Below are 13605 nucleotides of genomic sequence, written 5' to 3' on the forward strand. Positions count from 1 at the left end.
TTAATCCTCCCATTGAAGCATACCTTTTTTTCGAAACCAATTTAAAATCCTTCTTTCAGCAAAACGGTTAAACTTTGTCCAAAAGCCATCCGTTTGCGCAACAGGGACAACCAGGATAGTATGAAATCCACCCCGGTTTCCGCCAAGTACATCTGTTAGTAACTGATCTCCAATTACTACAGCCTCTTCCTTTTTTATTCCCATCTGTGAAATTGCTTTATGAAAAGCGACTGCAAAAGGCTTCCTCGCCCTAAAAATAAACGGAATTTTCAAAGGATCAGAAAAAGCTTTGACTCGTTCTTCATTATTATTAGATACAATTGTCACCAGGATATTGTGTCTTTTAATTTCCTCAAACCACTTAATTAACTGAGGAGTAGCAAAGGGACGGTCCCACTCTACTAACGTATTATCTAAATCCGTAATGATCCCCTTTATTCCTTTGGCACTTAACTGCTCAGGAGATATATCAAGAATGCTTTTGACATGCTCATTCGGTAAAAATTGTTTTAACACTAAGTTAACACCTCATTGACATCAAAATTCGTTCATTTTTTTCACATGTACCATCATAACCAATTTTAACTTTTGTTTCAAAGATTAAAAGAAGTTTTAAACTTATTATTCATCAAAACATGATAATGCATGATGAATAATTTATCTCTCCATGTTCATCCGTAGAATCTCTTCTTGCAGCAATAAAAAAATCCACTTGATAAAAAGATTAAAAATATTTTTCGACAAATTTCATCATTTCCAAATATTGTGGATAAAGTTATTAACATTATACCCATTGAATCATACACTTTTCATCATTTTATAAACAAAGTAATCACAAGTTATCCACCAGAATATGTGGATAATTGGAACGATTGTTCTATAGGAATAAATTTGGTAGATTTAGGGTACACCATTGAACATACCATTTTATGTTTATCATTCCTATAATAGAACACTTTATTTGCAAATCGGAGGTGGAATTTGCCGTGCGAAAACTTTCAGATGAATTACTAATTGAATCGTATTTTAAAGCAAGAGAATTAAACCTTAGTCCTGAATTTATTGGACTAATCGAGTCAGAAATGCTGCGACGTTCCTTATACCATAAAATAAAAATGTCTTCATAATCCGCCCTAATCGGGCTTTTCTTTTTGCCCATTTTTCTTTCGTACTATCTAAAAATCCCAATTTTCTCTCCCACTTTAATGTCCTTCGGGGTATGTATGGTTGAATCGATTTGAAAAATATCTTTTTCGAATAACAAGACAACCGTTGAACCGAAACTAAAGTAAGCTAATTCTCCGCCCTTTTCTAATTCGGATCCCTTGTGGGTGGTTTCAATCGAATTAACAAACATTGCCCCTACCTTAACAATGGCTACATGCCCGTAATCTGTTTTAACTTCAGTAATTACCCGATAATTTTTGGCAAGCGTTCGAACCCCATATTTTAATCCCAGCTTATTGACAGGATATGATTTAGCTCCCAGCGTCCATTGCTTGGTGACGACTCCATTAACAGGACTATGAATACGATGATAATGACTTGGGCTTAAATAAAGGATCATATATGTACCATGTATATATTTGGCTAATAATTCTTGGTCGCCGAGCATTTCTTTAATGGAATACGTCTTGCCCTTGACCAGAATATCACTTGTTTCTGTAATTGGGCCAACATCTTCAATAACTGCATCCACAGGGCTAACAACTGTTTCTTCGTTTTTATCAATTACTCTTGCTTCCTTTTTCAGTGTCCTAACAAATAAATCATGAAGAGTAGCATAGTCTGACAAATCCTTCTCCGTTTCTTCTAAGTTTAAGTGATAAATCTTGGCGAAGGATGGTATCATAAAACGACTGACAGATGAACGAGCAAACCTTCTTAATATAACTGAAGTCCACCTGCCATTGGTTAACTCAATCATGAAACGATAAAGACCTTGAATCATCGAACTACCCCCAAATAGTGTAAAAATACTCTTTACGAAAAGACATAAAACGCTTAAAATTAAATAATATAGAATAAATTAACAAATTTGATTTCCCTTTTGGCTAAAAAAAGGAGTGATGTGGAGAATGTTTTTGTTGGACGTACTTGATCAAACAATAAAAAAACTTAAATCCCAAACAGCTAATGTACTCACCTTAACAAACTTATCGCTTGGCGGATTTGCAATTATATTCGGGCTTCATGGGAATCTAAGATTAAGCTTGCTGTTAATTTTTATTGCGGCTTTGGCAGATCGTTTTGATGGCATGGTTGCACGAAAGTTTAATATCGAATCGGAATTAGGCAAACAGTTAGATTCCATGAGTGATATTATATCATTTGGTGTAGCACCTGCACTATTACTATATCAAGGAATTTTACATGAATTTGGCGGACCGGGTTCATTTTTCACCGTTTTCTACATTGGTTGTGGTGCCTTCAGATTAGCACGCTTCAATATATCGGAAAGCAATGGATACTTTACAGGTTTACCCATTACCGCAGCAGGTTGCTTAGCAACTCTAAGCTACTTGGCCATTCCTTATATTCCATCGCAATCATTCTTATTCATAACCATCATTCTATCATTCCTTATGGTAAGTCCATTTAAACTGAAAAAAGTCTAATTATTGAAACTTAAAGCATCCATCACTCCGACGATGGATGTTTTTTTCTGGTTATATTTCGAAGTGAATTTTTGCCGCTGTTGATTGGAGCGGAAGGCACGAAGACTCCTGCGGGAGTACGGGGCAGGGGAGACCCCGCAGGCGCTGAAAGCGCCGAGGAGGCTCCCCGCAACGCCCGCGGAAAGCAAAGTGCCTGGAGAGGAAATCAACAGACTAGTTTATTTAACACTACGCCAAAAAAATGTCTCTCAAATAAAAAAGTTTATGGACAGACACAATTTCCCTTTTCCTTCATAGGAATTAATAATAGGCGAAATGGCCAAAAAAGACGGGGGTAGATGCGGATGTCTGGAATCTTAACAGCTCTCGGATATTTAATGAAAGAATTTTTATTCCTTGTCTCCTATGTTAAAAATAATGCCTTTCCTCAACCCCTATCTGCTGCAGAAGAAAGAAAATATCTTCGCTTAATGGCAGAGGGGGATTCACATGCGCGTAATATGCTAATTGAACACAATTTGAGACTGGTCGCGCATATAGTCAAGAAATTCGAAAACACAGGGGAAGACTCGGAAGATTTAATTTCGATTGGAACGATTGGGCTAATTAAAGCGATCGAGAGCTACTCAGAAGGAAAAGGAACTAAGCTAGCAACCTATGCTGCACGTTGTATTGAAAACGAAATTTTGATGCACTTACGGGCCCTTAAAAAAACAAAAAAAGATGTTTCCTTACATGATCCGATTGGTCAAGATAAGGAAGGAAACGAAATATCATTAATCGATGTACTAAAATCAGAATCCGAAGATGTGATTGATACAATTCAGTTGAACATGGAACTTGAGAAAGTAAAGAAATACATTGAAGTTCTCGATGACCGAGAAAAAGAAGTAATTGTCGGACGCTTCGGACTAGACCTGCAAAAGGAAAAAACACAACGAGAAATTGCGAAAGAATTGGGCATATCAAGAAGCTATGTCTCAAGAATTGAAAAACGCGCCTTAATGAAAATGTTCCATGAATTTTATCGGGCTGAGAAAGAAAAAAAGAAAAAATAAGAAATGAAACAGAGCCGAAAGTTTATTTCAGCTCTGTTTTTCCATTCTGCATCGGATTATTCCATTTAACTCCACCATCTATCGATTCATAGATATCATTATTTATGGTGGTGAAAGCTATTTGCTTAGGATCTTGAGGATTAACTGCTAAGTAAGTGATTGGATTTTCATAATCAAGGAAGGGAATCTCGATATTTTTTTGTTCACCGGTTGCAGGATTAATCGTTTTTAATAATATGTTCTTATTTTCCACACTTGAAAATAAAACTGAATCTCCGCTAAATGTAAGTGACGTAACCATAAATGGATTGGTAATTTGTTTCATCGTATTTCCCTTATCGGTCGAATAATAAATACCAGACCGTGTCGGCATCGCGATGATATCCCCATTTTTCGGATGAACGGCAATCCTCCCATAGGAATCCGCATTAAAATTCTTTAATGTACTATTTTTCCACGTCTTCCCATTATCCTTAGAATAGTTCAGGCCTTGGCCTAAGGTTTTTGCATTTTGGTCTTCTTTAATAACATAGAGACCTTTTCCTGAATAACTTGCCCCCATGAAATGAAAAAGCGATTGACCGTAGAAGGATAGTTTACTGATAGTTTGTCCTTTATTGACACTTTGAATGATACCAAGCGGGTCCTTTAATCCCGATCCTTTTTGCGGATGTCCGCTTGCAATAAAACCAGTACTTACCGCTTGAAAACTATAGTATTCATGTTGGTTCGTTGTTGTTTCAAACCAATTTGAACCGTTAAACATTTTTAAGCCCTTATCGGTCGCAACGTATAAAGCAAAATCATTTCCTGGATAACCAATACCAAGAATCTGATCTACTTTTAATGATTTTGCTTGAATAATATCATAGGTGACCTTTTCTTTCTTTTCTGGTTGTGGCCGCTGCTTTTGTTCTTGGCTTGTGTCTTGGCAGCCTGAGGCCACTAGCAACATGGTTCCAATCAACATTGCAAGAAAGACTTTCATTGTTTTCTTCACTTTTTTCCCTCCATACTAAACTATGAGGTATTCACTTATGAATCCTTATCCATCCACTTATACCCCAGTCCCCATACGGTTGTCAAATATTCATCAACTGGAAATCCTGTTTTTCGTAATTTATCTCGTAAATTACGAACATGGGAATCAATTGTCCGGTCTTCTGCCTGAGCCGCATAACCCCAGATTGTTGTCAATAAGTGTTCACGGGTAAACACTTTATTCTGATTTTTTAGGAAAAGCGCTAATAAAGCAAATTCTTTTGGTGTTACAGGGATTTGCTGATTATTGAAAACAACACTGAAAGAGTCCTCGTTCAATTCAAGACCCTTAAAGTCAATCAATCCTGTAAAACCTGTTTTTCTTCTTAAAACGGCGTCAATACGAGCAAGTAATTCTTCTTCATCAAAGGGTTTTGAAATATAGTCATCTGCCCCCATGTTTAAACCTTTTACAATATCATTTTTTTCACTTCGTGCGGTTAGCATGATGATTGGGATGTCCCAGTGTTTTCGAATTTCCTGACATGCTTCCCACCCCCCCATTTCAGGCATCATTACATCTAACAAAATGATTTCTGCTTTTTTCTCTTCTTGCAAATAATGAATGGCCTGACGAGCAGTAGTCATTTTTATGCAGGTATATCCCTTGGGAGTTAGATAAAGGGAAAGTAAATCTAACATTCTTGGTTCATCGTCTACGAGTAGTATTTTTTTCACGAACTTCCACTCCCATAAATAGAAATCTAGATTTAAATTATACTATATACCAACTAATACAAATATGAAGATAATAGTAATTTCCTACGCTTTCGACCGATTCTTCGGAAAGCGTAGTTTATAGAATTTTTCGAAAGAAATTTATATAATTATATTGTAAATACATAAAGGGGGTATATAGATTGACAACCACTCCATATTTAGATGTTTGGGACCTAGACGCAATTTTTAAAGGTGGCAGTGAATCCGCTGAATTTGCAGACCATTTAATCCTCACCTCAGAATTAATTGAGCTATTCCAATCAAAAGTGAATAACTGGTCACCACTCAATGCGATTGAGGACGCAAATCTCTTGAAAGAATTACTTGAGGACTTTGAGCATGCTGCTAAAAAGCTGCGTCAGGCAGGTGCCTTTGTTGGGTGTTTGCAGGCACAAAATACAGACGATAAAAAGGCATACTACTTGGACTCCAAAGTAACCAGCTTAAGTGCTGCCTTTCAAACAGCTCTTAGTAAGTTTGACATTTCATTAACATCGATCACTGATGAAGTTTGGACGAAGCTGTTAGCGGATGAACAATTAAATGTCCTTTCTTACATATTAACGGAACGGCGTGAACGTGCAAAAGATAAACTATCTAAAGAAGAAGAAGCATTAATTAGCGCCCTTGGTGTGGATGGTTATCATAGTTGGGGTCAGTTGTATGATTTAATCGTTGGAAAAATAAAAATCCCTTTTAACGAAAACGGAGAAGAGAAACAACTGTCCGTCGGTCAGGCTTTCAACAAATTTTCAAGCCCTGACAGAGATATCCGCGCAGCAATCTTTGCGAATTGGGAGAAGGCTTGGGGAGAACAGGCTGATTTATTAGCCAAAACCCTTAATCACCTTTCGGGCTTTCGTTTAAATGTTTACCAGAAAAGAGGCTGGGAGGATATATTGAAAGAGCCGCTTAGCATTAACCGTATGGAAAAGGGTACTTTGGAAACCATGTGGGCAGTCATTTCGGATAACAAACAAAAGCTCGTTAAGTATTTAGATCGGAAAGCATCGCTCTTAGGTATTGAAAAATTGAGCTGGTACGATTTAGATGCTCCATTGGGAAAAACGGCTTCAAAGGTTACTTATCAAGAGGGAGCTCAATTTATCGAACAGAACTTCGCGATTTTTGGAGAGAAAATGGCTTCTTTTGCTCGAAAAGCATTTGAAGAACGATGGATTGAGGGGGAAGATCGACCTGGAAAAGCACCTGGCGGTTTTTGTACTTTCTTTCCGGAAAGTAATCAGTCTCGTATTTTCATGACTTACTCAGGAACACCATCAAACGTTTCAACATTAGCACATGAACTAGGTCACGGCTTCCACACATTTGCCATGAAGGGTGTCCATCATCTCAACCGCAATTATGCGATGAATGTCGCTGAAACGGCTTCAACCTTTGCTGAAATGATTGTTGCAGATGCTGCCGTGAAAAATGCGAAGGATAAGGAAGAAAAACTTGTTCTTTTAGATGACAAAATCCAAAGAACTGTTGCCTTATTGATGAATATTCATGCGCGCTTCTTATTCGAAACACGTTTTTATGCGGAAAGAAAACAAGGGCCTGTTGCGGTGGAACGTTTAAATGAGTTAATGCTTGAAGCTCAAAAAATGGCCTATAACGATGCATTAGAAGAGTATCATCCATTATTCTGGGCTTCAAAACTACATTTCTTTATTACTGGGGTTCCGTTTTATAATTTTCCGTATACATTCGGTTTTCTTTTCTCACTTGGCATTTATGCACAGGCGCTAGTAGAAGGGAAAGGTTATGAAGAAAAGTACATTGCCCTGTTAAGGGATACAGCATCCATGTCAGTCGAAGACCTTGCAAAGAAACATTTACAGGTTGATTTAACTCAACCAGAATTCTGGGAGAAAGCCGTTCAAATTTGTCTTGATGATATTGATGAGTTCTTAATGTTAACAGATAAATAAGGAAAATTGAGATAGGGGGAGGCGACTAACCTCCATTTATCCCTCTCACACCACCGTACGTACGGTTCCGTATACGGCGGTTCCTAATTATGTCGAACGCTGTACGTCATATCTAGCAGTGATACTTTTCAATCCTAGGGAAAGCCAATAGGCTTTCCCTAATGTTTTATGAAGGATTGGACTTTTGGATATTCGCCAATAAGCCTTTCTCGTATTTCCCCATTCGTGTGCTTTTCCTTCCGGTACGCCTAGTTTGATTAGCTTCTTGACCTTAGTTCGTGGATGTTTCCATTCTTTCCATCGAATCATTCTTAACCTTCGGTTTAGCCATCCTTCGAGCTTTGCGATTACTGAGCGAGTGTCAGCTAAATGATAATAATTGACCCAACCCACAAGGTATTCATTGAGTTTATGAATTCTAGCTTCCATCTTAATTGATTTTCGTCTGCTTGTGAGTAGTCTGATTTTATCTCTAAACCGCTTAATTGACTGAGGTGAAATTCTCACTTTCGGTTTAAGGTTTCTTGTAAAACTGAATCCAAGAAATTTTCTTTTCCATGGGCGGTCTACAGCACTTTTATCCCTGTTAACCTTCAGTTTAAGCTTCCCCTCGATAAAATAGGTCATCGCCTTCATAACCCTTTCACCGGCTCTTTTAGATTTCACATAGATATTACAATCGTCGGCATAACGTACAAAACGATGTCCTCTGCTCTCCAATTCTTTATCCAGTTCATCCAAAACAATATTCGAAAGAAGGGGACTTAAAGGTCCACCTTGTGGTGTACCCTCAAGGTTCGGACTGACAAGTCCGCCTTCCAAAACACCAGAGGTTAAAAATCGTCTGATTAGTTTTAGGAGAATTCTATCATTAATCCTCTCAGCTAATTTGCTCATTAATCTATTATGATTAACCTTGTCAAAGAACTTTTCAAGGTCAATATCGACTACCCATCGATAACCCTCTTCTATATAGCTCTGGGCTAATTTAACAGCCTGATGTGCTCGCCTATTAGGACGAAATCCAAAGCTATTTTGGGAGAATCCTGGGTCGTACTTTCTGGAAAGCACTTGGGTAATTGCCTGTTGAATGAAACGGTCGGTCACGGTGGGGATTCCTAGTTTCCGCTTCCCTTTGCCGTCTGGTTTCGGGATTTCGACTCGACGGACGAGGGATGGGATATAGGTTCCCTCGAAGAGGGATTCTCGCAGTTCACTCCAGTTGAGCATAATATGTCCACGAAGAGCAGTAACGGGCATTTCGTCTACTCCATGTTTCCCCTTATTCTTTTCAACCCTTTTAATTGCGTTAAGTAGGTTCTCCCGTGACAGGATTCGTTCCATTAACATTGATATAACCTCCTGCGTAAATAGGTATTCTGTTTGTGTTCTTCCCGTTCTCCACCCTGTTTAAAGACCCCCACGGATTCACCGTTTCTTTCATTACACAGGTACATATTTTCTGTTTCATTGAAGGAAAGATACGCCTAGTCCCTATTTTCCATAACTGGTTCAGCCCTTCCTTATCCTCTTAAGCGAATAAGTACTATGGCTTCTGCTGACGCCTGTCGTTCAACCTATCCTCACGGATAGGCTTACCGCATGAGTACGGCATACCGACAGGTTCTCCCCGGGTAAGAGTGCAGACTTTCCTTCCATGTCTCCGCCTCATTTACTCTGTGACCCCTTCGGCAGTATGGACTTTGTCTTGTATTGCAGACTCATCCAGAGTCACCTAGCCTTATATGAGATTCGTGTTCCTCGGAGCGGAAGTTTGCCGCTGACTTCCTTCAGATATGAAGGTCACCCCGCATATCCTTGTCTTAAGCTACGGTTACTACTGCCTTCACCGTTCGGGACTCGCACCCTAGAGCCTGCACCCATGCCGGGCACACAATAAAAGCATCGACCGATTGGTGTGGTCGATGCTTACTTTTATTCTACACTAAGTTCAGCTGAAATTACGCAGCTGATTGCCGCAGTAATGACGATTGCCATCACAACCATGAACATACTCTCCACCCCTTAGATAGATCCTGTTCTTTCTAATTTGAATTTATCATATTTTCACAGTATCTACCGGGGGGAAATTCGAACATTTTGTTAACAAAAAAGTGAGGCTATTAGCAATAATATTTACCTATGATATCATTATGAACTTTTTTTCTTTGATTTAAAGAATAGCGACAATAATAAGATATGGAGCGGCATCTCGTTACCTCCTAATTTTTATTCTCAGCTAGGTGGTATCCTTCATAATCCAGAAACTTGCACCCCGACCTTGCATTACTAAACACTTCATATTTAAAACCACCTTTCTTTTTATCAAATTTATTGCTAATTACATGCTGCGGAACATGGATGCTTGACGGTCCTTGTTTTGTTCATAAAGCTTCTCAACCATTTCTTGATGAATAGCTTCTTCTGTACTTACTTTTCTTTTCTTAATCGTAATCGAAAAGAAGATGATATTTAGAGTCATTTCGGTACACTTCCTTTGTTTTTAGCTTTTAATTAAGGATTTCCATTACATATAGCGGTACATGGAAATTTGTTTATCCTTGTTTTGTTCATAAAGCTTTTCTACCATTTCCTGGTTTGCAGCCTCTTGAAGACTGATCTCACGTTTTTTGAATGTAATCGTGAAGAAGAGTATGTTCAGGGTCATGTGGTACCACCTCCTTTAAATAATTTTTAATTACTCAGTCACAACAAATTTAATTTATGCAGCACATATCCAAAATGCTCTCAAAAAGGGCACAAAAAGGCCGCAGAAGATTATCCCCTGCGGATTGGTGATTTTTTAGGCACAAAAATACCGCAAAGGATCATTCTCCCTGCGGCATGGATATGTATGGGTAACTTAACGTAATCTTAAGCAATCCATTCCAGTCGGGTCGAATGTTTGATATTCATATATACAGTTGTAGATGCTAAAGTCATGCCCATTGGTGCAACAATCTTACGAGTTAAAGTTAACATCATTTTCTTCGACCTCCTTTTTGGAATTTTTTACTTTCTACGGTAATTATATCCATACACTACCACTTTGTAAACCTTTTTTACAGAAGTTTTTATAAATTAATTAATAAGCCTAATTTAAAAAAGGGTGTCAGGCACCATGTGAATTCTTCACATGTGCTTGACACCCAAGTTTTAAGCTTTTAATGCATTGTCAAGATCTTCGATGAGGTCTTCTGCGTCTTCTAAGCCCACTGAGATTCTTACGAGGCCGTCTGTGATTCCAAGTTCTGCTCTGCGTTCTGCTGGTATCGATGCATGTGTCATTCTTGCTGGTACTGAAATCAAGCTTTCTACTGCTCCAAGACTTTCTGCTAATGTAAAATATTTCACCTTACTAAGTAATTTGTCAGCGTTCTCGGCACTTCCAACATCAAATGAAACCATCCCGCCAAATCCTCTTGTTTGCTTTTTGGCGATTTGATGATTGGGATGTGTTTCAAGCCCAGGGTAATAAACTTTCTTCACATTCTCGTGTCCTTGTAGAAATTCTACAATAGCCTTTGTATTGGCTTCCATCTCTTCCAAGCGAACCCCTAAAGTACGAATCCCACGAATTAATAAATAAGAATCTTGCGGACCTAAGATTCCTCCTGTTGAATTTTGCACAAAATGGAGATCTTCCGCGAGCTTTTCACTGTTTACAACAGCTAAGCCTGCGACGACATCGCTGTGCCCGCCAAGATATTTGGTGGCACTATGCACAACAATATCCGCACCCAGTTCGATTGGATTTTGCCAATAAGGTGTTGAAAATGTATTATCGACAATGGTTAAAAGATTATGTTCTTTGGCAAGCTTTGCAACTGCCTCAATATCCGTAATTTTTAATAGCGGATTGGTAGGTGTTTCTAAATGGATCGCTTTCGTATTGGGTTTAATGGCACTTAAAATATTATCAGCCTTACTTGTATCAACAAAAGTAGAATCAATGCCTAACCGATTCAAGACTTTAGTCATTACACGAAACGAGCCACCGTAAACATCATCTGTTAAAATGACATGATCCCCACTGTTAAACAGCATCATTACTGCTGTCATGGCTGCCATCCCAGAGCCAAAAGCAAATCCTGCTTTTCCTCCTTCAAGCTCTTTAATCAATTCCTCAAGCGCAAATCTTGTAGGATTTCCGGTACGAGAATATTCATACCCCTTATGTCCACCGACACCTTCTTGCTTATACGTACTCACTTGATAAATAGGAAAGGTAACCGCCCCCGTTGCAGGATCATTACTTATTCCACCATGAATCAATTGGGTTTTCCTTTTCATCTAAATACCTCCTTCAAAAATCTTCTTGCTTAAATATCGTTCGCTTCCATCAGGGAAGATAACCACAATATTTGTGCCAGGCTCAGCCGCCATAGCTTCTATCAATGCTGCATGAAAGGCTGCTCCCGAAGAGCTGCCCACCAGCAAGCCTTCTTTCATAGCGATTTCCTTTACCAAAGCAAAAGCAGAATCATCAGGTACAGTATGAATTGCATTAAAGTAATCAGGATCCATATATCCTGGCAAAAATTCCATTCCAATCCCTTCAGTCTTATGCGGACCTGATTCTCCACCATTAAGGATAGAGCCCTCCGGTTCAACAATCACTGTTTTCACAGTATTCTTTTGGTCTTTTAAGTAACGAGCAGTTCCCATAAATGTTCCGCCAGTGCCTGCTCCCGCTACAAAGATATCAATTTGACCGTCCATTTGATCCCAAAGTTCCGGTCCAAGTGTTTTATAATACGTTTCAGGGTTGGCAGGGTTACCAAATTGCTGTGGACAATACGAACCAGGTATTTCCTTCAGAAGCTGCTCAGCCTTGGCAATTGCCCCTTTCATTCCTTGCTCAGTTGGAGTATGAACGATCTTAGCTCCAAGTGCTTTCATTAAATCTTGCTTTTCCATGCTAAACTTTTCAGGAACACATAGGATCACCTGTACTCCTTTGTTAATAGCAGCAAGTGCTAAACCAATCCCGGTATTCCCGGCGGTGGGTTCAATCACAGTTCCACCGGTCTGCAATTTTCCAGATGCAAATGCTTCCTGTAATAGCTCGACCCCAAGGCGGTCTTTTACACTGCCGCCTGGATTCATAAATTCTAGCTTTGCATAAATACGAACTCCATCAGGCAAAGGAAACTGTGAAATCTCAACAATCGGGGTATGCCCGATCAGCTCATGAACATTTTTATAAACCTTCATTTTTCCACCTCTACTATCGTAAAGCTGTCACCATTTTCATTACAAGGGTTGCAGAATTGGTCGCCGCTTTATCAATGAATTGATCAAACGAAAGTTCGGATTCTTTTCCAGCAATATCTGAAAGCGAACGAATAATTACGAAAGGAACTCCAAATCGATGGGCCACTTGGGCAATCGCTGCTGCTTCCATTTCAACGGCCTGCAGGTCATTAAATTTAGACCGGACAAAGTCAACTCGGACCGGGTCTTCCATGAATGAGTCTCCTGTGACAATCAAGCCTTTAACAATTTGGAAATTATCAAGCTCTTGTGCAGCTGTTTCAGCAACTGAAATTAATTTTTCATCTGCTAAAAATGCAGCAGGCAGCTGTGGTACTTGACCATATTCATAGCCAAATGCCGTTACATCAACATCATGGTGTCTGACTTCAGTAGAAATAACCGCATCTCCCACATTAAGTGATGGGTTAAAGCCACCTGCAGAACCAGTGTTTATGATACAATCAGGCTTATATTTTTCTAACAGGATAGTCGTTGACATGGCCGCATTTACTTTCCCGATTCCAGAGCGGAGCAAAATAACATCCGCACCATGCATTTGCCCAAAAGTAAACTCACATCCTGCGACGGTTTCTTGTGTTTGATTGGTGATGTTGTCTCTAAGTAAGGTAACTTCTTCTTCCATTGCTCCGATAATTGCGATTTTCATACTTGGACCTCTTTCTCATTTTTTTACGCCTTCCTTAGCTGTCTAGCCTTGTTTAAGGTCGTAACGTTTCTGCTAATAATCTTCCTCGGATTCATCCATCGTATCCGCAAACACTATTCTACCGTTTTTGAAAAAAGCATGCTAATAATACAGCAAGTACTTCTCCAATTTCCCCCGCGACAGAGCTATATCTCCAATCCTATAAGTATCATATGGGTTCGTGAAAAACCTGTTCCCAACGAATTATATTTGCCAGGCTCTTCACAATTTCGTTGTGCGAATTCTTGGAAAAAGCTAAAATACAA

General features: G+C 39.1%; 14 protein-coding genes. 4 read left to right on the forward strand and 10 right to left on the reverse strand.

From position 1 onward, the window contains the following. On the reverse strand, positions 1 to 516 hold the full coding sequence (locus ACE198_RS06920) for a YqeG family HAD IIIA-type phosphatase (protein WP_026563506.1): 516 nt from the start codon (positions 514 to 516) through the stop codon (positions 1 to 3). Between the two features lie 470 nt (positions 517 to 986). Between ACE198_RS06920 and ACE198_RS06925 the strand changes: the two genes are divergently transcribed. Further along, positions 987 to 1127 (forward strand): sporulation histidine kinase inhibitor Sda, encoded by a 141-nt coding sequence (locus ACE198_RS06925; protein WP_251457430.1) that lies wholly within the window; start codon positions 987 to 989, stop codon positions 1125 to 1127. Positions 1128 to 1171: 44 nt separating this feature from the next. Here ACE198_RS06925 and ACE198_RS06930 read toward each other — a convergent pair whose 3' ends face one another. Further along, the gene (locus ACE198_RS06930; RefSeq protein ID WP_251457433.1) at positions 1172 to 1951 is read right to left on the reverse strand and encodes a phosphatidylserine decarboxylase; all 780 of its coding nucleotides are present in this window, start codon (positions 1949 to 1951) and stop codon (positions 1172 to 1174) included. A gap of 127 nt (positions 1952 to 2078) precedes the next feature. On the opposite strand from ACE198_RS06930, the gene pssA reads away from it, so the two are divergent. Together pssA and sigK are read left to right on the forward strand one after the other, a co-directional pair. Continuing rightward, a complete protein-coding gene (gene pssA, locus ACE198_RS06935; protein ID WP_026563503.1) occupies positions 2079 to 2618 on the forward strand; it encodes a CDP-diacylglycerol--serine O-phosphatidyltransferase in 540 nt (179 codons plus the stop codon). A gap of 344 nt (positions 2619 to 2962) precedes the next feature. Beyond that, positions 2963 to 3676: an RNA polymerase sporulation sigma factor SigK gene (gene sigK / locus ACE198_RS06940; RefSeq protein WP_026563502.1), complete on the forward strand. Its 714-nt coding sequence runs from the start codon at positions 2963 to 2965 to the stop codon at positions 3674 to 3676. Positions 3677 to 3698: 22 nt separating this feature from the next. Here the strand turns inward: sigK and ACE198_RS06945 are convergent, their stop codons facing one another. Together ACE198_RS06945 and ACE198_RS06950 are read right to left on the reverse strand one after the other, a co-directional pair. Beyond that, positions 3699 to 4676, reverse strand: a complete 978-nt coding sequence (locus tag ACE198_RS06945) for a F510_1955 family glycosylhydrolase (protein WP_251457436.1) — start codon at positions 4674 to 4676, stop codon at positions 3699 to 3701. A 35-nt stretch (positions 4677 to 4711) separates the two neighbouring features. After that, the gene (locus ACE198_RS06950) at positions 4712 to 5395 is read right to left on the reverse strand and encodes a response regulator transcription factor (protein ID WP_251457438.1); all 684 of its coding nucleotides are present in this window, start codon (positions 5393 to 5395) and stop codon (positions 4712 to 4714) included. Between the two features lie 182 nt (positions 5396 to 5577). Between ACE198_RS06950 and ACE198_RS06955 the strand changes: the two genes are divergently transcribed. Continuing rightward, positions 5578 to 7374, forward strand: coding sequence for a M3 family oligoendopeptidase (locus ACE198_RS06955; RefSeq protein ID WP_251457441.1), 1797 nt, complete (start codon positions 5578 to 5580; stop codon positions 7372 to 7374). A gap of 87 nt (positions 7375 to 7461) precedes the next feature. Here the strand turns inward: ACE198_RS06955 and ltrA are convergent, their stop codons facing one another. The 6 genes from ltrA to mtnN all read right to left on the reverse strand — a co-directional run bounded on the left by ltrA (position 7462) and on the right by mtnN (position 13300). Then, positions 7462 to 8724, reverse strand: a complete 1263-nt coding sequence (gene ltrA / locus ACE198_RS06960; RefSeq protein WP_375375077.1) for a group II intron reverse transcriptase/maturase — start codon at positions 8722 to 8724, stop codon at positions 7462 to 7464. Positions 8725 to 9715: 991 nt separating this feature from the next. Continuing rightward, on the reverse strand, positions 9716 to 9856 hold the full coding sequence (locus ACE198_RS06965) for a YrzI family small protein (protein WP_098575574.1): 141 nt from the start codon (positions 9854 to 9856) through the stop codon (positions 9716 to 9718). 45 nt (positions 9857 to 9901) lie between these two features. Continuing rightward, positions 9902 to 10042: a YrzI family small protein gene (locus ACE198_RS06970; protein WP_081825320.1), complete on the reverse strand. Its 141-nt coding sequence runs from the start codon at positions 10040 to 10042 to the stop codon at positions 9902 to 9904. A gap of 488 nt (positions 10043 to 10530) precedes the next feature. Next, positions 10531 to 11667 (reverse strand): bifunctional cystathionine gamma-lyase/homocysteine desulfhydrase, encoded by a 1137-nt coding sequence (locus tag ACE198_RS06975; protein ID WP_098575575.1) that lies wholly within the window; start codon positions 11665 to 11667, stop codon positions 10531 to 10533. Next, positions 11668 to 12591, reverse strand: a complete 924-nt coding sequence (locus ACE198_RS06980; protein WP_251457447.1) for a PLP-dependent cysteine synthase family protein — start codon at positions 12589 to 12591, stop codon at positions 11668 to 11670. Between the two features lie 13 nt (positions 12592 to 12604). Then, complete coding sequence (gene mtnN, locus ACE198_RS06985) at positions 12605 to 13300, reverse strand: 5'-methylthioadenosine/S-adenosylhomocysteine nucleosidase (RefSeq protein ID WP_251457450.1); 696 nt, start codon at positions 13298 to 13300, stop codon at positions 12605 to 12607. Positions 13301 to 13605 lie beyond the last annotated feature (305 nt).

The sequence above is a fragment of the Neobacillus sp. KR4-4 genome (assembly GCF_042136325.1).
In the GTDB taxonomy this organism is placed as follows: domain Bacteria; phylum Bacillota; class Bacilli; order Bacillales; family Cytobacillaceae; genus Neobacillus.